Source organism: Streptomyces sp. SS8, assembly GCF_054072955.1.
The window spans coordinates 109,289-131,264 of the sequence record NZ_JBSVCZ010000019.1; the positions used below are offsets into that span (position 1 = coordinate 109,289).

Annotated in this window: 22 protein-coding genes and 1 riboswitch; of the genes, 12 read left to right on the plus strand and 10 right to left on the minus strand. The window is 72.8% G+C overall.

Annotation, left to right across the window (positions count from 1 at the left end; genetic code table 11):
- Positions 1–10: 10 nt before the first annotated feature.
- Positions 11–2,551, minus strand: a complete 2,541-nt coding sequence (pcrA, locus tag ACW69E_RS18955; RefSeq protein ID WP_457499450.1) for a DNA helicase PcrA — start codon at positions 2,549–2,551, stop codon at positions 11–13.
- Positions 2,552–2,610: 59 nt separating this feature from the next.
- On the opposite strand from pcrA, the gene ACW69E_RS18960 reads away from it, so the two are divergent.
- Both ACW69E_RS18960 and ACW69E_RS18965 read left to right on the plus strand, forming a co-directional pair.
- On the plus strand, positions 2,611–3,213 hold the full coding sequence (locus ACW69E_RS18960; RefSeq protein ID WP_457499451.1) for a DUF1707 SHOCT-like domain-containing protein: 603 nt from the start codon (positions 2,611–2,613) through the stop codon (positions 3,211–3,213).
- 204 nt (positions 3,214–3,417) lie between these two features.
- Positions 3,418–3,560: riboswitch (cyclic di-AMP (ydaO/yuaA leader) on the plus strand.
- A 10-nt stretch (positions 3,561–3,570) separates the two neighbouring features.
- Positions 3,571–4,740: an NlpC/P60 family protein gene (locus tag ACW69E_RS18965; protein WP_457499452.1), complete on the plus strand. Its 1,170-nt coding sequence runs from the start codon at positions 3,571–3,573 to the stop codon at positions 4,738–4,740.
- A gap of 60 nt (positions 4,741–4,800) precedes the next feature.
- Here ACW69E_RS18965 and ACW69E_RS18970 read toward each other — a convergent pair whose 3' ends face one another.
- Positions 4,801–5,154, minus strand: coding sequence for a hypothetical protein (locus ACW69E_RS18970; protein ID WP_237880682.1), 354 nt, complete (start codon positions 5,152–5,154; stop codon positions 4,801–4,803).
- A 421-nt stretch (positions 5,155–5,575) separates the two neighbouring features.
- Between ACW69E_RS18970 and ACW69E_RS18975 the strand changes: the two genes are divergently transcribed.
- The gene (locus ACW69E_RS18975) at positions 5,576–6,910 is read left to right on the plus strand and encodes a hypothetical protein (protein WP_457499453.1); all 1,335 of its coding nucleotides are present in this window, start codon (positions 5,576–5,578) and stop codon (positions 6,908–6,910) included.
- Positions 6,911–7,051: 141 nt separating this feature from the next.
- Here ACW69E_RS18975 and ACW69E_RS18980 read toward each other — a convergent pair whose 3' ends face one another.
- Positions 7,052–7,882, minus strand: a complete 831-nt coding sequence (locus ACW69E_RS18980) for a pectate lyase (protein WP_457499454.1) — start codon at positions 7,880–7,882, stop codon at positions 7,052–7,054.
- 195 nt (positions 7,883–8,077) lie between these two features.
- Here ACW69E_RS18980 and ACW69E_RS18985 point away from each other — a divergent pair, with 195 nt between their 5' ends.
- Together ACW69E_RS18985 and ACW69E_RS18990 are read left to right on the plus strand one after the other, a co-directional pair.
- Positions 8,078–8,602, plus strand: a complete 525-nt coding sequence (locus ACW69E_RS18985) for a SigE family RNA polymerase sigma factor (protein ID WP_457499455.1) — start codon at positions 8,078–8,080, stop codon at positions 8,600–8,602.
- A 4-nt stretch (positions 8,603–8,606) separates the two neighbouring features.
- A complete protein-coding gene (locus ACW69E_RS18990) occupies positions 8,607–9,332 on the plus strand; it encodes a hypothetical protein (protein WP_457499456.1) in 726 nt (241 codons plus the stop codon).
- Here ACW69E_RS18990 and ACW69E_RS18995 read toward each other — a convergent pair.
- Positions 9,260–10,864 (minus strand): PspC domain-containing protein, encoded by a 1,605-nt coding sequence (locus ACW69E_RS18995; RefSeq protein ID WP_457499457.1) that lies wholly within the window; start codon positions 10,862–10,864, stop codon positions 9,260–9,262. The genes ACW69E_RS18990 and ACW69E_RS18995 overlap by 73 nt on opposite strands.
- Positions 10,865–10,959: 95 nt before the next feature.
- Here ACW69E_RS18995 and ACW69E_RS19000 point away from each other — a divergent pair, with 95 nt between their 5' ends.
- Both ACW69E_RS19000 and ACW69E_RS19005 read left to right on the plus strand, forming a co-directional pair.
- Positions 10,960–12,249, plus strand: coding sequence for a PspC domain-containing protein (locus ACW69E_RS19000; RefSeq protein ID WP_457499458.1), 1,290 nt, complete (start codon positions 10,960–10,962; stop codon positions 12,247–12,249).
- Complete coding sequence (locus ACW69E_RS19005; protein ID WP_457499459.1) at positions 12,246–12,920, plus strand: LuxR C-terminal-related transcriptional regulator; 675 nt, start codon at positions 12,246–12,248, stop codon at positions 12,918–12,920. The genes ACW69E_RS19000 and ACW69E_RS19005 overlap by 4 nt, the downstream gene beginning before the upstream one ends.
- 92 nt (positions 12,921–13,012) lie before the next feature.
- Here the strand turns inward: ACW69E_RS19005 and ACW69E_RS19010 are convergent, their stop codons facing one another.
- Positions 13,013–13,444, minus strand: coding sequence for an ATP-binding protein (locus tag ACW69E_RS19010; protein ID WP_457499460.1), 432 nt, complete (start codon positions 13,442–13,444; stop codon positions 13,013–13,015).
- Between the two features lie 183 nt (positions 13,445–13,627).
- Between ACW69E_RS19010 and ACW69E_RS19015 the strand changes: the two genes are divergently transcribed.
- A complete protein-coding gene (locus tag ACW69E_RS19015) occupies positions 13,628–14,524 on the plus strand; it encodes a helix-turn-helix domain-containing protein (protein ID WP_457499461.1) in 897 nt (298 codons plus the stop codon).
- Between the two features lie 10 nt (positions 14,525–14,534).
- Complete coding sequence (locus ACW69E_RS19020) at positions 14,535–14,732, plus strand: DUF397 domain-containing protein (RefSeq protein ID WP_457499462.1); 198 nt, start codon at positions 14,535–14,537, stop codon at positions 14,730–14,732.
- Positions 14,733–14,902: 170 nt separating this feature from the next.
- Here ACW69E_RS19020 and ACW69E_RS19025 read toward each other — a convergent pair whose 3' ends face one another.
- Both ACW69E_RS19025 and ACW69E_RS19030 read right to left on the minus strand, forming a co-directional pair.
- Positions 14,903–15,466, minus strand: a complete 564-nt coding sequence (locus tag ACW69E_RS19025; protein WP_457499463.1) for a dihydrofolate reductase family protein — start codon at positions 15,464–15,466, stop codon at positions 14,903–14,905.
- 108 nt (positions 15,467–15,574) lie between these two features.
- Entirely contained in the window at positions 15,575–16,183 is a 609-nt protein-coding gene (locus ACW69E_RS19030; protein WP_457499464.1) for a Uma2 family endonuclease, read from the minus strand.
- A gap of 316 nt (positions 16,184–16,499) precedes the next feature.
- On the opposite strand from ACW69E_RS19030, the gene ACW69E_RS19035 reads away from it, so the two are divergent.
- Positions 16,500–16,892 (plus strand): hypothetical protein, encoded by a 393-nt coding sequence (locus ACW69E_RS19035; RefSeq protein ID WP_457499475.1) that lies wholly within the window; start codon positions 16,500–16,502, stop codon positions 16,890–16,892.
- A gap of 24 nt (positions 16,893–16,916) precedes the next feature.
- Here ACW69E_RS19035 and ACW69E_RS19040 read toward each other — a convergent pair whose 3' ends face one another.
- Entirely contained in the window at positions 16,917–17,507 is a 591-nt protein-coding gene (locus tag ACW69E_RS19040; RefSeq protein WP_237880144.1) for a Uma2 family endonuclease, read from the minus strand.
- 133 nt (positions 17,508–17,640) lie between these two features.
- Positions 17,641–19,260: a glutamine-hydrolyzing GMP synthase gene (guaA, locus tag ACW69E_RS19045; protein WP_457499465.1), complete on the minus strand. Its 1,620-nt coding sequence runs from the start codon at positions 19,258–19,260 to the stop codon at positions 17,641–17,643.
- A 322-nt stretch (positions 19,261–19,582) separates the two neighbouring features.
- Between guaA and ACW69E_RS19050 the strand changes: the two genes are divergently transcribed.
- A complete protein-coding gene (locus ACW69E_RS19050; protein WP_457499466.1) occupies positions 19,583–19,870 on the plus strand; it encodes a chorismate mutase in 288 nt (95 codons plus the stop codon).
- A gap of 671 nt (positions 19,871–20,541) precedes the next feature.
- A complete protein-coding gene (locus ACW69E_RS19055) occupies positions 20,542–21,669 on the plus strand; it encodes an LAETG motif-containing sortase-dependent surface protein (protein ID WP_457499467.1) in 1,128 nt (375 codons plus the stop codon).
- Between the two features lie 100 nt (positions 21,670–21,769).
- On the opposite strand, the gene ACW69E_RS19060 is transcribed toward ACW69E_RS19055, so the two are convergent.
- Positions 21,770–21,976 (minus strand): hypothetical protein (locus tag ACW69E_RS19060; protein WP_457499468.1); only part of this gene is annotated, 207 nt, incomplete at its 5' end.

The following is a 21,976-nucleotide window of genomic DNA, read 5'->3' on the forward strand; positions in this document are numbered from 1 at the left end:
CGGGGCTCCCTCAGAGCTTCTCCACCGGGGCGTACCGCAGCAGCAGCCGCTTCGGCTTGTCGCCGCCGAAGTCGATCGTCGCCTCCGCGTTGTCCCCGCTGCCCTTCACGGCCACGACCCTGCCCAGCCCGAAGCTGTCGTGCGTCACCCGGTCCCCGACCTCCAGCGCGACGGCCGGGCGGTCCTTGGCCCGGCCCGTGGCGAAGCCGCTCGGACCGCGCCGCCGCGAGGCCGCCGGGCCGGACGGGAACGACGAGGACAGCGACGACGAGAGGGAGGACGCCGTCGACGACAGCCCCCCGGCCCCGCCCCTCGCCCCGGCGCCCGGCGCGGCCATCGGCCCCGTGCGCTTCCACTCCAGGTACTGCTCCGGGATCTCCTCCAGGAAGCGGGAGGGCGGGTTGTACGCGGGCTGCCCCCATGCGCTGCGCATCGCCGAGCGCGTGAGGTAGAGCCGCTCGCGCGCCCGCGTGATGCCGACGTACGCCAGGCGCCGCTCCTCCTCCAGCTCCTTGGTCTTGCCCAGGGTCCGCATGTGCGGGAAGACGCCGTCCTCCATCCCGGTCAGGAAGACGACCGGGAACTCCAGGCCCTTGGCGGTGTGCAGCGTCATCAGCGTCACCACGCCCGATCCCTCGGTGTCCTCGTCCGGAATCTGGTCGGAGTCGGCGACGAGTGCCACCTGCTCCAGGAACTCCGCGAGCGTGCCCGGGTTCTCGCCGCGCTCCTGCTCGAACTCCAGCGCCACGGCGGCCAGTTCCTGGAGGTTCTCCACCCGGGTCTCGTCCTGCGGATCGGTGGAGGCCTGAAGCTCCGCCAGGTATCCGGTGCGCTCCAGCACCGCCTCCACCACGGTCGCCGGCCCGGCCCCGGACTCCACGACCGTGCGCAGGTCCTCCATCAGCGCGTTGAAGCGCTTGACGGCGTTGGCCGAGCGGGCCGCCATGCCGTACGCCTCGTCGACCCGGCGCAGCGCCTGCGGGAAGGTGATCCTCTCGCGCAGCGCCAGCGCCTCGATCATCGCCTCGGCCCGGTCGCCGATGCCGCGCTTGGGGACGTTGAGGATGCGGCGCAGCGGCACCGCGTCCTCGGGGTTGGCCAGCACCCGCAGGTACGCCAGGACGTCGCGGACCTCCTTGCGCTCGTAGAAGCGCACTCCGCCGACGACCTTGTACGGCAGGCCGACCCGGATGAAGACCTCCTCGAAGACACGGGACTGGGCGTTGGTGCGGTAGAAGACGGCGACGTCGCCCGCCTTCGTCTCGCCCGCGTCCGTCAGCCGGTCGATCTCCTCGGCGACGAACTGCGCCTCGTCGTGCTCGGTGTCGGCCACGTAGCCCGTGATGCGCGAGCCCGCCCCGGCGTCGGTCCACAGGTTCTTCGGGCGGCGGTTCTCGTTCCGCTCGATGACGGCGTTGGCGGCCGAGAGGATGGTCTGGGTGGAGCGGTAGTTCTGCTCCAGCAGGATGGTGGTCGCGTCCGGGTAGTCCTCCTCGAACTGGAGGATGTTGCGGATGGTGGCGCCGCGGAAGGCGTAGATCGACTGGTCGGCGTCGCCGACCACGCACAGCTCGGCGCGCCCGCCTCCGGCCGTGTCCCCCTCGTCGCCGTCCACGCCCACCAGCTCCCTGATCAGGGTGTACTGGGCGTGGTTGGTGTCCTGGTACTCGTCGACCAGTACATGACGGAAGCGGCGGCGGTAGTGCTCGGCGACGTCGGGGAACGCCTGGAGCAGGTGGACGGTCGTCATGATGATGTCGTCGAAGTCCAGGGCGTTGGCCTCGCGCAGCCGCGCCTGGTACATCGTGTACGCCTCGGCCAGCGTCTTCTCGAAGCCTCCCCCAGAGCCTCCGGCCTGGGAGGTGCCCCCAGTTGCCCGCGCCGCGAAGTCCTCCTCGTCGACCAGCTCGTTCTTCAGGTTCGACACCTGGGCGCTGAACGACTTGGGCGGGAAGCGCTTGGGGTCCAGCTCCAGATCGCGGCAGACCAGCGCCATCAGACGGCGGGAGTCGGCGGCGTCGTAGATCGAGAAGCTGGAGGTGAAACCGAGCTTCTTGCTCTCGCGCCGCAGGATGCGCACGCACGCGCTGTGGAAGGTGGAGACCCACATCGACTGCGCGCGCGGGCCGACCAGCTCCGCCACGCGCTCCTTCATCTCGCCCGCGGCCTTGTTGGTGAAGGTGATCGCGAGGATCTCCCCGGGGTGGACGCCGCGCGCGCCCAGCAGGTGCGCGATGCGGTGGGTGAGCACCCGCGTCTTGCCGGATCCGGCGCCCGCGACGATCAGCAGGGGCGAGCCGGTGTGCACCACGGCGGCGCGCTGCTGGTCGTTGAGCCCCTCCAGCAGGGCGGCCGGGTCGACGACGGGACGGGCCGCGCCGTTGCCGTAGTAGGCGTCGCGCGCCCCGCCCGCGCCGAAGGCGCCCGCGAAGAGGTCGTCGGGGACACCGTCCTCCGGCGGCGCGGACGCCTCCTCCGGCGGGGGCGGCGGCTCCTCGTCCCCGGAGGGCTCGAGGTCGGCCAGGAAGCTGTCGTCGAAGAGGCTGCTCATCGCCGTCGAGTCTAGGACGCCGTGCCGCCGGGCGGGGCGGCGCTCCTAAGATGGCGGGCATGACCGACCTCCCCGCGCCCCGCCCCCGTCCCGGCTCGGAACTGCGCGCCGGGCACACCGACCGCGAGGCGGTGGCCGAACGGCTGCGCGAGGCCGCCGGCGACGGCCGCATCGACCTGGAGGAGCTGGACGAGCGGCTGGAGAAGGCCTTCGCCGCCAAGACCTACGGCGATCTGGAGGCACTGGTCGCGGACCTGCCCGGCCAGGAGGCCGAGGGCCTGGCCCCGAGCGACCGGGAGCCGCTGTCGCTCAGGACGGTCGCCGGGGACATCCGGCAGGACGGCCACTGGGTGGTGCCGGAGCGGGTCACCGCCAAGACCACGCTGGGGCGGATCGTGCTCGACTTCACGCGGGCGGAGTGCCGCCACCGCGAGGTCCTTCTGGAGCTCGACGCGGGGATGGGCGAGATAAAGGTCGTCGTGCCGCGCGGCTGGACGGTGCGGACCGAGGGGGTCACCTCCGGAATGGGCTCCGTCCGCAACCGGGCCACCGAACCGCCCGTGCCCGGCATGCCGGTGCTGCGGATCAGCGGCGGCACCAAGGTGGGGACGATCGCCGTACGCCACCCGTACCGCTGGCCCGGGCGCCGCTCCCGCGACTGAGCACCGCCGCTCCGGCCGCTGCCGGCCCCTCCGGCCAGGGCGAACGGGCCGGCAGCGGCCGGAGACTGCCGAAACGGACGATAACCGACCGATAACGAATCGGTTTCGGGATATACCGAACACCAGTCTTCACAAGGGCCCCACCAGTGCTCTACGGTCCAGCGTCAGGCGGCCCGGACCCCTCGCCGGCGACAGCGCCGGCACGGGCGGCCTCCGCCGAGCCCGGCCGTGCGGCCGGGGCCGGGGACCCACTCCCCACGGGGTGAATCGGGCCCGCGGGCCCGTAGGGCGAAACTTCCGACGCCCGAACCCGTCAGCTAACCCGGTAGGCGGTGTTCCACGGAAGGAGCGCTCGCCTTGGCGTCGCACCGCAGACCGCGTACCCCTCTGCTGTCCCCCGCCTCCCGGCGCGGAGCGGTCGGACTCACCACCGCGGCCATCGCCTCCGCGACCCTCCTGTCCCAGGGGCCCGCCCATGCCTCGCCCGGGGACGGCAGGCCCTCCGTCGAGGAGGTCCGCGAGCGGGTGGACGCGCTGTACCGGGAGGCGGGCAGCGCGACGCAGAAGTACAACGCGGCCAAGGAGAGGACGGACGAGCAGCGCGAGAAGGTCGACCGGCTCCTGGACGAGGCGGCCGAGCGCGCGGAAAAGCTCAACGACGCCCGCCGGAAGCTGGGCGGCTACGCCACCGCGCAGTACCGCACCGGAGGGGTCTCCGGCACCGCGGTGCTGCTCCTGTCCGACAACCCCCAGGACTTCTTCGGCCAGAAGCACCTGATGGACCGGATCACCGACCGCCAGCGGCAGGCCGTCGACGACTACCGGGACCAGCAGCGCGCCGTCCAGAAGAAGCGTTCGGAGGCCTCGGCGAGCCTGGCCGAGCTCACCGACGCCCAGGAGGAGCTGGCGGACACCAGGAAGACCGTCCAGGGCAAGCTGGCGCAGGCCCGCAAGCTGCTGTCCGAGCTGACCGCCGAGGAGAAGGCGCGCCTGGCCGCCGCCGAGCGCAAGCGGCAGGAGGAGGCCCGTCGCAAGGCGGCCGCCGCCGCTGCCGAGCGCGAGCGGCAGGAGGAGGCCCGCCGCGAGGCCGCCGCCGGGAGCGAGGAGCAGGCCGAGGCTCCGGCGGACAGCGGCACGGACACGGGCACCGGCGGTGGCACCGCGGACGACTCGTACACCGCGAAGGCCGACAAGGTGCTCGCCTTCGCCGAGGCCCAGCTCGGCAAGCCGTACGTCTGGGGCGCCACCGGCCCCAACTCCTACGACTGCTCGGGTCTGACGCAGGCCGCCTGGCTCAGCGCCGGCGTCTCACTGCCGCGCACCACCTACGACCAGGTGGAGGCGGGCACCCGGATCGCCAGGGCCGACATGCGGCCGGGCGACCTGGTCTTCTTCTACGACGACATCAGCCACGTCGGCATCTACGCGGGCGGCGGCCAGATGATCCACGCGCCGAAGCCGGGCGCCGAGGTGCGCTACGAGTCCATCGACAACATGCCCTTCCACAGCGCGGTCCGTCCGGCCTGAGACGAACGGAGGGCGGCGGTGCCTCGCACCGCCGCCCTCCGCCCGCTGTACGTGCGCCGGCTACACCCACATGACGGCGATGAAGATGTTGGCGACGGTGAGCAGGCCGATGGTGCCGAACAGCGGCGCGGGCAGCCGCTCCTCGTCCCGCTTGACGTAGACCAGGCCGAGGATCGCCACCAGCAGGGCGAGCTTCACGCCGATCTTTATGTGGTTGACGGTCTGGCCGTCCGCCTCGTTCAGGCCGACCAGGGCGATGCCCGTGACCAGCATGGTGAGGGCGCCGTGCAGCATCGCCGGGACGATGCGGGCCTCGCCGGCCCCCATGGCCTTCATCTGGGTCATGAAGCCGCCGAGCAGGGCGCCGATGCCGACGATGTGCAGGCCGACGAAGAAGTGGGTGAGTGCCTCCATGGCACGCGAGCGTATCCGGGGCTCCCCCACCGCCCTCGGCCAGGGCGCTCACCAGGCTCCCGCCACCGCGCCGGCCGCGCGGCCCCGGACCGGCCCGGCGGACCGGCGGAGGAGGACCGGACACCTCCGTCACCCCCGGGAGGCACACCGTCCGCCGGGGCGGCTCACTCGTCCGGGTGGTGAACGCGCGGCGCTCCCGGCAGCGCCTCCCCGCCCCGCCGCCACCGCGAACCGGCCTGCGCGCCCGGGAGAGCGGGGCCGGGGCGGGCCGGGAACGGGCCGGCAGCGAACCGTGGGTCAGCCGGGAACAGCCGGGAACCACCGGGAACACCGCCCCGGCCCCCTTCCCCGTAGGGCACAATTCCCTCCCGTTGCCGGAGAGTCGGCGGCTCGGGGAGAGCCGGGGAGAGGTGGGTCGACAGTGGCCGTGGACACGGCGCGGGGCGGCGGTACGGCGGGCGCGCCCCCGAAGGGGACGGCGAGGCCGTCCGGCTCGGCGGGCGGCACTCCGCCTGCCGGGGACGGCGGCTGTGCCTGCGCGGACTGCCCGCACGGGGTGCGGGAGGGCCGCCGCCGCGCACTGGCCGGGTTCCGGCGGCGGCGCGACGAACTCGCGGCCGGTGTCGGAGTGCCCGCGGCCCTCGCCCACTCGCCCGGCGCCTCCCGCCAGTGGGTCTCCGACGAACTGACCCAGGCGGCCCGCACCGTCGCCGAACACACCCACGCCGAGGCCGCCTTCCGGCTGGGCGGGTTGTGGCGGCGCACCGCCGCCGCCGTCTGGGGCGCGGTCGCGCTGCTGCTGGCCGTCCAGGCCGTCACCGCGGTGCTCGGCGCGGGCTGGACGACCGGTCGCACCGCCGGGCTGGCCGCCGCGCTGGTCTGCGCGGCCGCGCTGACCGCCGCCGCGGTGCTGCACCGGGCGCGCGGCGGGGTGCTGGCGCCGGTGACCGGCGAGGACGGGCGGCTGTCCACCTCGCGCACGGTCGCCGCCGTCTGGGTGCTGCTGGCCTCCTACTCCGTGCTGGTCGTCGCCGTCGGACTGGCCCTCGCGCCCGGCGCGGACGCGCCCGCCCGGCTGCTCGCCGGCCTGGACCTGGGGCGCGGCGCCGGGCTGCTGACCGTCCTCGCCCTGTGCTGCGCGGTCGCCGTCACCGTGCACCGGGCCGTCGCGCTGCGGGTGCGGGCGCAGCGCCTGCAGAAGGTGCGCGCCGACCGGCCGCGCGCCGCCGACCTGCTCACCGACGACGGCGGGCGCGGCTCCTTCACGGACGTGCAGTACGTGGCGGTGTGCTCGGTGGCGGCGGTCCTCGCGGCGGTACGGCTGGCCCGCCGGCCCGGCGAACTGCCGGATCTGCCCTGGGGCCTGGCGCTGCTGGTGGCGATCTCGGCGCTGACGTACCTGGCCGGGAAGTACTCCGAGGGCGGCCGGCCCGTCATCCTGTCCGTCGTCCGCTCCCGCGAGGTGGGCGACCTGGACTCGCCGATCCGCACCGGCGACGACATCGAGATCCGCGGCTCGGGCTTCGTGCCGCCCGGCGCCGAGGCACCGGACCGGCTGGCCCGGACGACGGTGCGCATCGGCGCCGTCCACGTCCACGTCCCCCTGGTCCCGGTGGCCGGGGGCTTCGCCAACCCGGCCGACACCGTGCTGACCGTCCCCGTGCCGGTGGACGTCGAGCCCGGCCGGGTGGAGGTGCAGGTGATCACCGCGGCGGGCGTGGAGACCAACCGCTACTCCATCGACGTCCTGGACTGACGGGCCGCCGGAGGGCCGGACCGCCGGAGAGCTCCGCCCGTGCCCGCGCCCGCCGGGAGAGGGGACACCGGCGGGCGCGGGCGGCTGGAGGGGTCGCTCAGCGGTTGCTCAGCGGTTGTCCGGCATCGGCTCAGCGGCGGCTCACCGGTAGGTGATGTCGGAGGCGGAGTAGAGGCAGTGCTTGCCGTCCGGGCCGCTGCCGATCCTGGACGGCTCCTTGCCGGTGTTGTTGCCCTGGTAGCGCTCGCACGGCGTGATCTTCCTGCCGGGGTCGCCGGTGATCGTGATGTTCCGCAGGGTGGCGGTGTCCCCGTAGTTGCTGTTGATGCCGGCCAGGGACTTGCCGGGCGCGGTGACCGTCACACCGTCGACGACGACGTGCCGGGTGTACTGCTTCTTGCAGTTGCCGCAGGCGCGCACCAGCTTGCCGAAGTCGGCCACGTCGAAGTTCCGCACCGTCAGCGTGCCCGCCCCGTTGAACTGGAAGACCTTGTCAGAGGCCTTGCGGGCGCCGCCGCCGGTGACGGTGTACTTCGCCGAGGAGGAGGTGCCCTTGAAGGTGGCCGCGTCCTCGCCGACGTCCTCCCACCACACGTTCTGCAGGGTGCAGCTGCCCGTGCAGTGCACGCCGTCGGCGGCGGGGGCGCCGAGGATCACGTTCTTCAGGACGGCCCCGTCCTTCAGCTTGAAGATCGGGTCCTGGCCCTCGTCCTGACCGTCGCCGCCCAGCTTGCCGCTGCCGTAGTAGCGCGTCATGCCGCCGTCGAGGGTGCCCGACACCTCGATGGTGGAGGAGACGGCCTTGGTGCCCTTGGCGGTCGGCCAGGTGGCGGCGGCGCCCGCCGAAGACGTGAGCACGGCGCCGGTGGCGACCGCCGCCCCCGTGGCCACGGCGGCGGTCAGGGCCGCGACGGTGCGGCGGCGGGTGAACCGCCTGCGGTGGCCGCCGCGCTGATGGCTTCTCTGGTTCATAGGAGGGTTCCCGACTCTCGTGGGGGGTGTTTGCAGCCTCATGTCGCCGCCGGGGCCCGGAAGGTTGCCGCCGGTGCGGAATTTTCCCCGCGCCGGCGGGAGACGGAGCCGGAGACTTACGAAACAAGGTTTCGCAAGCGGTTACTATGCTCAGCGCCCCATGCCGGGCATGAGCACACCAAACGGAGGCTCGCCATGGTCCTGGACGACGCGTCGGCCGAGTTCCATGACTTCTTCGAGCGCCACCACGCCGAACTCGCCCGCCTCGCGTACATGCTGACGGGCGAACCGGACGCGGCCGAGGACCTGGCGGCCGACGCGCTGGCCGAACTCTGGCACCGCTGGGACCGCGTACGCCGCGCCGACCACCCGGTCGCCTACGCCCGCGGCGTCGTCGCCAACAAGGCCCGCTCCCGCATCCGCGGCGCGGTGCGCGAGCGGCGCCGCATCGCCCTGTTCCGCCTCCAGCGCCCCGAGCGGGTGGACGATCCGGACGTGGCGGCCGTCGTGGACGTGCGGACGGCCCTGGCGAGGCTGTCCTTCGGCAAGCGCGCCTGCGTGGTGCTCCGCTACGCCCTGGATCTCTCCGAGAAGGAGACCGCGCTCGCCCTCGGCATCTCGGTGGGTACCGTCAAGAGCCAGACGTCCAAGGGCATGGCGGAGCTGCGCCGGCTGCTGGGCACCCGGGCCGCCGGCGAACTGGTGGGAAGAGAGCGCTGAATCGATGGATCCCCTGCACGAGCTGCTGCGGGAAGAGGCCGGCTCCTACCGGCCGGACCGGGCGCGCATGTACGCACGGGTGAGCCGGGCCGTCTCCGCCGGGCCGGACGGCGGCCCCGGCCGCTCCCGCGTCCGGGCGCGCGGCGTGCCGTGGCCCCGCGTCGTCCTCGTCACCGTGGTCTCGACCGCGGCGCTCCTCGCCGGCGTCCACGCCCTCACCTCCCCGGTGCGCGAGGACGGCCCGGCGCGGGAGGTGGCCACCGGCCCGCTCCCGGCCCCGCCCGGCCCGGACGCCGCGCGGTCCTCCCCCGCCGGCCGGGCCCCGGACGCGCCGGGCAGCGGGCCGCTGCGCTCCGAGGGCGCCGTCGATCCCCACAGCAACGCCTACTGGGCGCAGAGCAACGTCACACTCACCACCCGCGAGCCCCTCACCTCGCTCGTGCTGGAGGTGCGGATCGCCCAGACCGGCGGCGTACGGCACACCGGGAGCTGGCGGACCCTGCCCGAGGAGGACTTCACCGTCACCGCGCGCGAGACCGGCGGCGCGCTGGTCTACCGCTGGACGCTGAAGGAGGGCCGGACCGTCCCCGCCGGGCGGCACGTCTTCGCGGCCCAGTACGACCACGCGGCCGGTGCGCGGGAGACGGCGGGCGACGGTTACACCGCGACCGCCTCGGCCGCGGACGGCGAGCACACGGTCCGGGGATCCTTCCCCGACCCGTCCGGCTGACGGCCGTCCGGCGGCCGGGCGCACACCGCACCGCCGCCCGCGATCCCCGCCGGCTCCTTCACCGGCCCCTCACCCGGCTTCCCGGGGCCGTCCCCCTCCTCCGCCGCTCGGTCCGGCAGGTGCTGCACGATCACGACCTCGCCCACCCCGACACGGACGGTCAGCCGCAGCGTGCCTCCCGGGCCGCCGTCCTCGGCCGGGGGCAGTGTGCGCCGCTCGGCGATCCCGATGCCGCCTCCCTGGGCGGTCCCCCAGCCGTCGTCCCCGGGCAGTCCGGCGAGCCGGTAGCCGCCGACGCCCACGTCGACGGTCAGCTTCACCTCGACGTCGTGGGGGACGGTGATCCGCGCCTCGCCCGCGCCCAGGTCGAGCACCGTGCTCAGCGTCCGGCCCTCGCCCGGACTCGCTCCCGAGAGGTCGAGCAGGGCCGAGCCGGTGCCCAGTTCGTACCGCTCCTGGACCGTCGCCGCGCTCGCCGGGCTCCACGCCCGGTCCGCCCAGTCGGTGGTGATGTCCCTCGGCAGCAGCATCGAGCCCGCCAGCAGCAGGCCGGTGCACATGATCGCGAAGAACGTCCCCCCGCCGATCCGCCCGTAGAAGACGCTGACCAGCGCGCCCAGAACGAAGACGCCCAGCGCCGAGCCGAGGCCGACGGAGAGCGCGACGCCCAGCGGCTGCGTGTGCCAGACGGCGGCGGCGCCGATCACCGCCGCGGCCAGGGCCAGCAGGAGGAGCGGGCCGCCGATGGACCGGCGTCCGCGCGGCGCGCCGGGCCGGCCGGGGCCGGACCCGTCCCCGCCCGGCGCCTCCTTCCCGTACGGCGCCTCCTTCCCGTACGGGGGCGCGCTCGCGTACGGGGACTCGCTCGCGTACGGGCCGACGGAGGGCTCGTCCTCCGGCCCCCACAGGTATCCGGTGTCCTCCGGCGTCTGCGGCGGCCCGTCCTTCGTCAGCGGCTCGCGCCACCACGACGGCCCGGCCGGGGCGGGCGGGGCCTGGGCCTCGGGGGGCGCGTCGGCGACGGCGTGCGCCGTCATCGGGTCCGCCGGGCTCCCCTGTTCCTCAGCGGTGGCGGTGCGGCGCCGGTGCCGGGACCAGTAGGCCGCCCCGGCGACGGCCCCGGCCAGCAGCACGGAGAACGTCTGCGTACCGCCGTCCCCGCTGCCCAGCGAGTTCAGGAACAGCCCGCTGCCGACGAGCGCGCACAGCACTGCGCTCAGCGTCGTGCCCTCCACCCGGCCCGTCAGCAGCCGCCGTCCCTCGTTCTCGTCCTCGCCCTCCAGCGGGACGAGCAGCCAGGCGAAGCCGTAGAAGAGCAGGCCGAGACCGCCCACGACCGACAGCACGGCCAGCGGCACGCGGAAGATCACCGGATCGAGGTCGTAGTGGCGGCCCAGGCCGCCGCACACCCCGGCGACGGCCTTGTGCCGGCGGCTGCGGGTGAGCCGCGCGGCGTCCGGGGCCCGAGGGGTTTCCGGGGCTTCCGGCGCGTCCGGCCGGGGCTCGCCGGAGGGCGGCTGGGCGTCTTTCATGGGGACCATGGTGGCGTGCCGCCCGCCCCGGGGACATCAGGGGGCGTCCCGGAGGCGACCCTGAGTTCTCCGGGCCGGATCAGGGACCGACCCTGATGCCCCGCGCCACCCGTCCGTGTGACGATCGTGCCGTGACCACCACCGCCCCGCCGCCCGCCGCCGAGTCCCCACCCCTGCGCAGGCTCTACCGCAGCTCCGAGGGACGGCTGCTCGGCGGTGTCGCACGCGGGCTGGCCGGGCACCTGGGCGTACCGGCCTCCTGGGTGCGGATCGTCTTCCTCATGCTGTTCATGACCAACGGGCTGGGCGTCCTGCTGTACGCCGCCTTCTGGTTCTTCGTGCCGCTGGGCGCGGGCGGCGTCGAGGCCGCGCCCAGGAGGGCGGACGGTCCGTGGCATGTCCGCAGGCCCGGCAAGGGCCAGCTCCTGGCGGTGCTGGTCCTGGTCGTGGCGCTGGGGGCCCTGGGATCCAACCTCCAGTTCGGCGAGGCGAACGCCTACGTGTGGCCGCTGCTGCTGGCCGGGATCGGCGTGGCCGTCGTCTGGCGGCAGGCGGACAACTCCCGGCGGGCCCACTGGGCGGAGGTCAGCCGCCGCAGGCGGCTGCTGCCCATCGCCCGCAGCGCGGCGGGCGCCCTCCTGGTCGGCGTGGGCATCACCGGCTTCGCCGTCACCCGGGGCCTGGGCCCGCACCTGGGCACGGTGCTCCAGGCGTCGCTGGCGCTGCTGGTCGGTACGGCGCTGCTGGCCGGCCCGTATCTGGTCCGCCTCACGCAGGACCTGTCCGAGGAGCGCCTGATGCGCATCCGGGCGCAGGAGCGGGCCGAGGTGGCCGCCCACGTCCACGACTCCGTCCTGCACACCCTCACCCTGATCCAGCGCAACGCGGACAACCCCCGCGAGGTGGCCCGTCTCGCCCGCGCCCAGGAGCGCGAGCTGCGGGCCTGGCTCTACAGGCCGAGCGGCACGGGCAGGGACGAGGAGGAGGAGCCGGACACCCTGGCCGACGCGGTGCGGGCGGCGGCCGCCGAGGTGGAGGACCACCACGGGGTGCCGGTGGAGGTGGTCTGCGTCGGCGACTGCCCACTGGACGAGAGGCTGGCCGCACAGCTCCAGGCCGCCAGGGAGGCGATGGTCAACGCCGCCAAGTACGGTGGCGAGGGCGGTCCGGTGCAGGTCTTCGCCGAGGTCGAGGGGCGTACGGTCTTCGTCTCCGTGCGCGACCACGGCCCCGGCTTCGACCTGGACGCGGTGCCGCCGGACCGGATGGGCGTACGGGAGTCGATCATCGGCCGGATGCGGCGCAACGGCGGTACGGCGGTGCTGCGTTCCGCCCCCGAGGGCGGCACGGTGGTGGAGCTGGAGATGGAGAGGGCGGAAGCATGAACGAGGAGCAGCACCGGGCCCGGGTGGTCCTGGTGGACGACCACCGGATGTTCCGCACGGGCGTCCAGGCGGAGATCGGGAACACCGCCGAGACCGGCGTCGAGGTCGTCGGCGAGGCCGCCGACGTGGACCAGGCGGTCACCGTCATCACCGCGACCCGCCCCGACGTCGTCCTGCTCGACGTCCACCTGCCCGGCGGCGGCGGGGTGGAGGTGCTGCGCCGCAGCGCCACGCTGATGGCCGACCCCGAGCGTCCGGTGCGCTTCCTGGCCCTGTCGGTCTCGGACGCGGCCGAGGACGTCATCGGCGTCATCCGCGGCGGCGCCCGCGGCTACGTCACCAAGACGATCACCGGCGCGGACCTGGTCCGGGCCGTCTTCCGGGTCGCCGAGGGCGACGCGGTGTTCTCCCCGCGCCTGGCGGGCTTCGTTCTGGACGCCTTCGCCTCCACCGACGCCCCGCCGGTGGACGAGGACCTGGACCGCCTCACCCAGCGCGAGCGCGAGGTGCTGCGCCTGATCGCGCGCGGCTACGCCTACAAGGAGATCGCCAAGCAGCTGTTCATCTCGGTCAAGACCGTCGAGAGCCACGTCTCGGCGGTGCTGCGCAAGCTCCAGCTCTCCAACCGCCACGAACTCACCCGCTGGGCCACGGCCCGCCGCCTGGTGTGAGTTTCCCTCTCCGGCGGGTACGGCCGGGTACCGCCCGGTTGCTCCTACCTCGCTGACGCCCCGGCGGAAGTGCGCCGGTTCGCATCCCGCCGTCAATCACTCCGCGTCTGCCCCAGGCCGATCTCGGCCCAGACCGTCTTGCCGACCGTGCGCGGAGTGACGCCCCAGCGCGCGGCAAGGGCGTCCACGATCAGCAGGCCCCGGCCGAACTGCTCGTCGTCGGCCGGGCTCCTGGGTTCAGGGCACTGCTCCCCGCGTGCGTCGCTGACCTCGATGCGTAGCGCCGACGCCGTCAGCATCAAGTGGACCCGGAACAGCCGCCCCAGCACGCGGCCGTGCAGCAGTGCGTTGCCGGCCAGTTCGCTGACGATCAGCGATGCGTCCCCGGCCACGCCGGGGTGCCCCCACTCGCCCACCAGCCGTGCCGTCCGGCGCCGAGCCAGGCTCACGCTGCTGGGAAACGGGGTGTAGTCGAGCCTGTCCTCACGGAGGACAACACAAGCGGTGGGGAGCTGTTCGGTCATGCGTGCACCTCTCAGGGACGTGTCGAGGTAGCGGCATGGCGCTGCACCATGCCGACCAAGACACTTCGCGCGATCAGTCGATGACTCTCAGTAGAGCGCCCACATGCTCGCCAAGTTGCAAGTGAATCAACTTGATTCACTTGGAGATCCAGTACGGTGCGCATGCGGATTGTGACAACATGCATGCGCGATGGCAGGGAGGTAGAGGTGTCTGGTGAGCTGAGACCGACTGTGCGGCGCCGAGTGTTGGGGACCAACCTCCGGCGGTTGCGTGAGGAGAAGGGCCTGTATCTGGAGGATGCGGCACGCGAGTTGAGCTGCCATCCGGGCAAGGTCAGTCGTATCGAGTCGGGACGCAGCGGCATCCGTCAACTCGACCTCCGCGTCCTGCTGGATTTCTACGGGGTCAAGGACAACTCGGTGCGCGAGGGCTGGCTCGCACTCGCACGCGAGAGCCGTCGTCAGCGTTGGTGGCGTGTCCTGGAGGACAAACTGCCGCAGGACTTCCTGGAGCTGATCGGCCTGGAAGAAGAGGTGGCGACCTGCCGTGGCTTTCAACCGAGCACAGTCCACGCCCTGTTGCAGACCAAGGCGTACGCGACGGCCATCATCCAGGGCGGGAGCGCCGGCCCTCTCAACGAGGATCAGCAGACCAGGCTGCGTATCAGGCTGGAGCGGCAGAAGGCACTGACGCGCTCCGAGGCGGAACCACTGAACATGTGGCTGGTGCTCGGCGAGACCGCTCTACGGCAGCAGGTCGGCGGGCCGGCAGTGCTGAGCGAACAACTGCGCCACCTCGTCGAGATGGCGCAGCTTCCGAACGTAACGTTGCAGGTACTACCCTTCACAGCAGGGGCGTGCAAGGGAGGGATGCTCCCCTTCACCCTCTACGGCTTCCCCGCTCCGGCTCAGCTGGAGGTCGTGCTTCTGGAGCACTTCACCAGTCACGCCTACCTGGAAGCGGCTGACGACACGGCCCACTACAACAGTGTGTTCGACCACATTCGAGCCTCGGCCCTCAGCCCGCTGGAGTCTGAAGCGTTGATCATGCAGATCGCCGACGAACTGCCCCGAAGCTAAGGAAGAGGCCATGTCCGCTCTCAGCGCCGAGTGGTTCAAAAGCAGTCACAGCATGCAGAACGGTGACTGTGTCGAGGTCCGCCTCACAGAGAGGGGCATGGCCGTACGCGACTCCAAGGAGCCCGGCGGCCCCTGCATACGCCTGTCCCCCACAGCGTGGTCCGCGTTCCTCTCCACACTCCGCGGCGGGGACGAGCGAGCCGCGTAACCCGTCAACTCCCTCTGCGCGGAATGGCGTGACAGCACAGGCGGCGGTGCCGGGCGGATGGCACCGCACCGGGCCGTCTTCCGGCTCCCCGAAACCGCCGCCGGAAGGGCTGAGCGTGTGCGCCGCGCGGACCCCCGTCCCGCGCGGCGCGTGGTGGGTTCCCGCGCCGGTCAGGAGCGCTTCGGCTCGTAGTGCAGCGCGGTGATCTGGCAGTCGAACGGCCGGACGGTGACGAGGCTGAGGCGGTGGTGGGAGCCGGTGTCGGGGAAGACGGGCATCCCGGTGCCGAGCGCGACGGGGTTGACGAACAGGTGGAGTTCGTCGAGCAGGTCCCGGGCGATCAGGTTCCGCACGAGGGTGCCGCCCCCATAGGTGATGATGTCCCCGCCCGGCCTCGCCTTCAGCGCGTTGACCGTCTCGGTGAGGTCGCCGCCGGCGACCGCGACGTTCTCCCAGGGCGACTCGGCCAGGGAGTCGGAGATCACGGTCTTGGGCGTGTCGTTCATCCAGGCGATGGTCTCCTCGGTCTCGCCCTCGGGTCCGGCCGCCCACGCCGGGATGAACCCCTCGGCGAGGCGGCGGCCCAGCACGATGTGGTCGACCGGCTTGGTGAGCGCGTCGATGTAGGCGCCGATGTCGTCGGTCCAGGGGAACGTCATCCAGTCCATCTCGCCGTTCGGCCCGGCCATGTAGCCGTCGACGCTGACCTGGACCTGGAGCTTGAACCTGCGCATGACTGCTTCCCTTCGGATCCGCTCGGGGTGATTCCGTGTTGGAGGAGAAGTTAGAGGCCGCCACTGACAACGACCCCGAAGACGGCTCACGGGGAGGCCGCACGCCGGCTACAGCCGGTCGATCGCGGTGAGGTCGATGTCGATGCCGAACGGCTCGGAGAGCGTCAGCCGCCCCTCGTGGACGCCGGTGAGGACGTACGCCCCCGCTCCCGGATCGAGCCGGTGGACGTGGACCACCGGACGGCGGCCCGTACCCTCCTCCACCAGCCAGAAGTGCGGGATGCCCGCCCGCGCGTAGAGCTGGGGTTTGCGTTCGCGGTCGCGGATCGCCGAGTCGGGGGCGACGGTCTCCACGGCCAGCACCACGTCCCGGGCGTCGTAGCGGTTGGCCTCCAGCCCGCGCACGGCCTCGGCGCGGAGCACGGACACGTCCGGCTCGGGCGCCTGCCCGGGGCCGAGCACCACGACCATCTCCCGCCGCACCCGCAGATGTGCCGGGCAGGTGCGGCGCAGGCCCTCCACCAGCAGGGAGTTGGCCAGTGAGTGGTACGCGCTCTGCCGGGCGCGGAAGACCAGGGCGCCGTCGACGAGCTGGGTGTGGGACGGGAGGTCGGTCAGGCGGAAGAGGTCGTCGACGGTGAAGCCCCGGTGCGGGGGCCGCAGCCACTCGGGGAACGGCTCGTCGTCGACTCCGTTTGCGGTCGCCACATCGTCCATGCCGCCATGGTGATCAACCCTCCGGTACGACTTGCCGCAAACCCCCGTGCCGCCGCTCGAAGGGGTGAGTAGTAGCACCGGAGTTGACGGGGGCTCGCGTACTGGCGTCGGGGGCGGAACCCACAGTGCGACGCACGCGCAGTGCTCCGGTCGGCCGATTACTTTTCCCCGCCCGTCCAGTCATACGGGCGGCGTCACAAAGACGCGGACACTCCGTGACACAACGGTGGAAAGGAACGAGCATGACGGAGAACGCCGAGAACACGGAGAGCGCCGGCGGCGCCCCGGCCCCCGGCCCGACAAGGAGCTCAGGGCGCTGGACCGGCTGACCGGCTCCTGGCGGGTGACCGGCGGCGCCGAGGGCACCGTCGTCTACCGGTGGATGGAGGGCGGCTTCTTCCTCCTCCAGGAGGTCGAGCTGGAGCAGTACGGGCAGCGCGTCACCGGGCTGGAGGTGATCGGCCGGGAGAAGCCCTTCGGCGCGGAGGAGCCGGGCGAGGACATCCGCTCCCGCTTCCACGACAGCCAGGGCAACACCTTCGACTACGTCTACGAGCTCGACGGGGACACCCTGACCATCTGGGCCGGCGAGAAGGGCTCACCCGCGTACTTCCGGGGCACCTTCGACGCCTCGGGCGACACGCTGGCCGGCGCCTGGGTCTACCCCGGCGGCGGTGGCTACGACTCGGCGATGACCAGGACCGGGTGACCGGCCGGTCCGCGGCCGACCGGTCTACAGCCGGTCGATCGCGGTGAGGTCGATGTCGATGTCGAAGGGGACGGTGAGCTTCAGCCGGTCGTGGTGGATGCCGGTGGGCACGTAGCCGCGCGTCGCGGGCTCCAGCTCGAAGACGTAGACGACCGGGCGGCGTCCCGTCCCCTTCTCGATCCGCCAGAAGTGCGGGATGCCCGCCTCCGCGTAGAGCTGCGGCTTGCGCTTGCGGTCCCGCTCCTCCGAGTCCGGCGAGACGACCTCCGCGGCGAGTACGACGTCCTCGGCCCGGAAGCCGGTCTCCTCGGCCTCCTCGGTGACGCCTTCCGCCCTCAGCACCGAGAGGTCCGGTTCGACGCGGTTGCGCCTGCCCAGTACGACGGCCATCTCCCGGCACACCCGCAGCTCGCCGGGAACGGTCTCGTGGAGTCCCCTCTCCAGCAGGAACATCGCCAGCGAGTGGAAGTACTTCTGCGGGCTCACGAAGACCAGGCTCCCGTCGATCAACTCCGTGTGGGGCGGGAGGTCCGGGATGCGGTCGAGATCGTCCGCGGTGTAGCCGTCCGGCGGCGGCACGGGCCACGAAGAGGTGGGCAGCGGCTCGGCGGTCATGGTTCCTCCCATGCGCGGGATTCTCGGCCTCACCCCAGCGTATCGACCCGAAAACGCCCGCGCCGCCGCTCGAAGAGGTGAGCGACGGCGCGGGCGTTGACGTTCGGGGACGTTCAGGGGGACGCGGAGGGCGTCACTCCCACTCGATGGTCCCCGGCGGCTTGCTGGTGACGTCCAGCACCACGCGGTTGACCTCGGCGACCTCGTTGGTGATGCGGGTCGAGATACGGGCCAGCGTCTCGTAGGGCAGGCGCGTCCAGTCGGCCGTCATCGCGTCCTCCGAGGAGACCGGGCGCAGCACGATCGGGTGCCCGTAGGTGCGGCCGTCGCCCTGGACGCCGACGGAGCGGACGTCGGCGAGCAGCACCACCGGGCACTGCCAGATGTCGCGGTCCAGCCCGGCCGCCGTCAGCTCCTCGCGGGCGATGGCGTCGGCCTCGCGCAGCAGGTCCAGGCGCTCCTTGGTCACCTCGCCGACGATGCGGATGCCCAGGCCGGGGCCGGGGAACGGCTGGCGGTGGACGATCTCCTCGGGCAGGCCCAGCTCCTGGCCGACCATCCGGACCTCGTCCTTGAACAGCTTGCGCAGCGGCTCCACGAGCTGGAACTGGAGGTCCTCGGGCAGCCCGCCGACGTTGTGGTGGGACTTGATGTTGGCGGTGCCGGTGCCGCCGCCGGACTCCACCACGTCCGGGTAGAGGGTGCCCTGCACCAGGAACTCCACGGCCTCCTCGCCGGAGCCGGCCTCGGCGACGATCTCGCTCGCGGCCTGCTCGAAGACGCGGATGAACTCCCGGCCGATGATCTTGCGCTTCTCCTCCGGGTCGGAGACTCCGGCCAGTGCGTCCAGGAAGCGCTTCTCGGCGTCCACCACCTTGAGCTGGACGCCGGTGGCGGCCACGAAGTCCTTCTCGACCTGCTCGGACTCACCCTTGCGCATCAGCCCGTGGTCCACGTACACGCAGGTCAGACGCTCGCCGATGGCCTTGTTGACCAGGGCGGCGGCCACCGCGGAGTCCACTCCGCCGGACAGGCCGCAGATCGCGCGCTTGGTGCCGACCTGGGCGCGGATGGCCGCGACCTGCTCCTCGACGACGTTCGCGGCCGTCCAGGTCGGCCTCAGTCCCGCGCCCCGGTAGAGGAAGTGCTCCAGCACCTGCTGGCCGTGCGTGGAGTGCATCACCTCGGGGTGGTACTGCACGCCGTACAGCCTGCGCTCGTCGTCCTCGAAGGCCGCGACGGGGACGCCGGCGGTGGAGGCGGTGACGGTGAAGCCCTCGGGCGCGGCCGAGCAGGCGTCGCCGTGCGACATCCACACCGACTGCTCGGCGGGGGTGCCCTCGAAGAGGGTGGAGCCGGGACGGGTGACGGTCAGGTCCGTGCCGCCGTACTCGCGGCGGCCGGTGTTGTCGACGGTGCCGCCCAGCGTCTGGGCCATCAGCTGGAAGCCGTAGCACATGCCGAAGACGGGCACCCCGGCCTCGAACAGCGCGCGGTCGATGCCGGGCGCGTCCTCGGCATAGACGGACGAGGGGCCGCCGGAGAGGATGATCGCCTTCGGGTCCCTGGCGAGCATCTCCGCCACCGGCATGGTGGAGGGGACGACCTCGCTGTAGACCCGGGCCTCGCGGACGCGGCGGGCGATGAGCTGGGCGTACTGCGCGCCGAAGTCGACGACGAGGACGGTGTCCGGAGCGTCGGGCGCGGCCGTGGAGTCGGCGGGCGCGGTGGGCTCGGTGGGCTCTGATGCCACGGGGCTGGCTGCCTTTCGGCGTGGATCTGGGCTGGGAAAGCCCAGTCTACCGGGGGTGTGCACCCGATCGGCCGTCTCACCATCCGGCCCTCCGCCCGTCCCGCTCCGCCTCCGGGTGCATACTGGACCGCATGTTCGCGCGGACCTTCTGGTTTACCTATGGCACCGGCCCGGCCGGCCGCCATGGGATGCCGCACGCTGCGTGAACGACTGACGAGCGACTTCCCCAGGCGCCCCGGGCCGGTCAAGGCCCGGGGCGCCTGCCGTGTCCCCGGGAAGCGACCGGCGCCGGGCCCGACGACCCCAGGAGGGACGTACGGCCATGGCCACCACCACCCCTGCCCCCACGACCGCAGCCGCCGACGCGGCCGACGAGCGGATCGCACAGGACCGCGAGCGTATCGACGAGCTGGACCGCCGGATCATCGGTCTGGTGCGAGAGCGCATGGAGGTCTCCGCCCGCATCCAGCGGGCCCGGATCGGCGCGGGCGGGCGCCGGGTGAATCTCTCGCGCGAGATGGAGATCCTCACCCGCTACCGCGAGCGGCTGGGCCGGCCGGGCACCTCGCTGGCCATGACCCTGCTGGAGCTGTGCCGCGGACGCGCCTGAGCCCGCAGGGCCCGCGCCGCCGTTGTCCCCTCCCGCGCCGCCGGGGCACGACCACCCGTACGGCGCATTACCGCGGCGGAGCACGGTCGTTGGACCTGACGACCCCAGAGCCGGCCGGGCGCCCGGAGGCGTGGGGAGCGTATCGGAGCGATGAGACGCCGTCCTCCCTCGGGAGGTGAGGACAGGGGCGTCGTGGGACCTCGCTCCGGTGCAGTGGCCGGACGGCAGGGGACAGCGGTCCGGCCACGACCCAGCGGTCGGTCCCCGGGACGCCGGGGACCGACCGCCCCGCGGTCCGCCTTCGCCGCCTCACCGGCTTCACCACCTCACCGCTTCACGGCTTTACCGCTTCACCGCTTCACCGCTTCCACCTGCGGGAACGTCCCGGACGAACGGAAACCCCGAAGGGTTGCGCGGCCTTCCGTCACGAATTCGTCACACGGTGAACACGCCCCGGCGTGATATACGGCACACCGAAACCTGGGCGAGAGTGGGCAACTGCCCGCTTCCGTCCCCTATGCGGCGCCGGTCTGGATGCGGCGCCGGTCACGGGCTCGGGAACGTATCCGCGGAAGCTCCCGCTCCGGCCGTACTGTGCTGCCAGCCCGACGCGCCGACTGCGCGAAGGCTCCCTTCACCTTCCCTTTCGCCTCAAAACAGATGAGGTACCCATGAAGCTTCGCCGTGCCCTTGCGGCCGCCGCCGCCACGGCCGTCATCGCACCCGCCGCGCTGCTCGCGGCGCCCGCCGCGTACGCCGACGACCACGAGACCACCTCCGTGGAGAACACGGAGACCCCCGCCGCGGACAAGACCGAGGGTGAGGACACCGAGCCCCCGGCCGCGGACGACAAGACCGAGACCGACGACACCGAGCCCCCGGCCACCGGCGACGACGAGACCGAGGGCGAGGACACCGAGCCCCCGGCCACCGGCGACGACGAGACCGACGCCCCCGGCGACGGGGACGACCAGGAGAAGGACGAGGACTCCGGCGCCCCCGGCGACGGGGACAAGGACGAGGACGAGGACGAGGACTCCGGCGCCCCCGGCGACGACGAAGGCAAGGAGGGGGAAGAGGAAGCCCCCTTCCAGTGCCTCGTCGACGAGGACGGCGAGGAGATCTACGACATCAGCGAGGACCTCAAGACCTCACTGGCCGGCCTCCCCGACACCGTCGTGGCGGGCACCGGCTGGAAGAACTTCGAGTTCCGGATGCACAACAGCGGCAAGGGCGCCATCAAGGATGTCGCGCCTTACCTCACCGTCTTCTCCGTTGACGAGAACGACGACTACTCCGCCGGTTTCACCCTCGAGGTCCACAAGGCCGAGACCGGTACCTGGCAGGTCGTCGCCGACGAACTCGGCGCGGGTGGCTACTTCGAGCCGGTCACGCTGAACGCCGGGGAGACGCGCACCCTCAAGCTGCGTATGAAGATCGACGGCGGTGTGCCCGACTCCCTGGGCATCGCCATCGGCGCCGGCGAGTACTCCGACGAGCGCGGCTGCTGGGTCTCCGACGACGACAACGGCTGGGTCTACTTCTTCGACGTCCTGGGGAAGGGCACGACCGCCCCGAAGCCCGGTGACTCCAAGCCGCAGACCGGTGGTGCGAAGCCGATCAGCTCGGACAAGGTCACCAAGGTCGACACCGCCGGCCAGCTCGCCGAGACCGGTTCGTCCTCCGTGCTGCCGATGTTCGGTCTCGCGGGCGCAGCGGCCGTGGCGCTGGGCGCCGGTGCGATGTACGTCGTGCGCCGCCGGGGCGGCGCCGGGGCGGACACCTCCGCCGCCGCGTGACGGTGTGAACGCCGCGATGGCGTGAGCGTGCAGCCACGCCGTACGCGCGCGTGAGAGAGGGGGGGAGCGGCCGGGCCGCTCCCCCCCCTCGCGCGTCCGCTCAGGCCTCGGCGGCCCCGGCGGACTCCGCAGTACCCGCCTCCGCCGTCTCCGCCTCCGGCACCGTCCGCTTCGGCGGAACGGCCGGGACCGGCAGCACCACCGGCAGCCGCAGCGCCGCGAACGCGTCCTCGGGCACCGCCGGGGCCCTGGGCGGCACCACGGGCACGCGTACGTAGCCGGCGCCCTGCTCGGGGCGGGGGTCGGT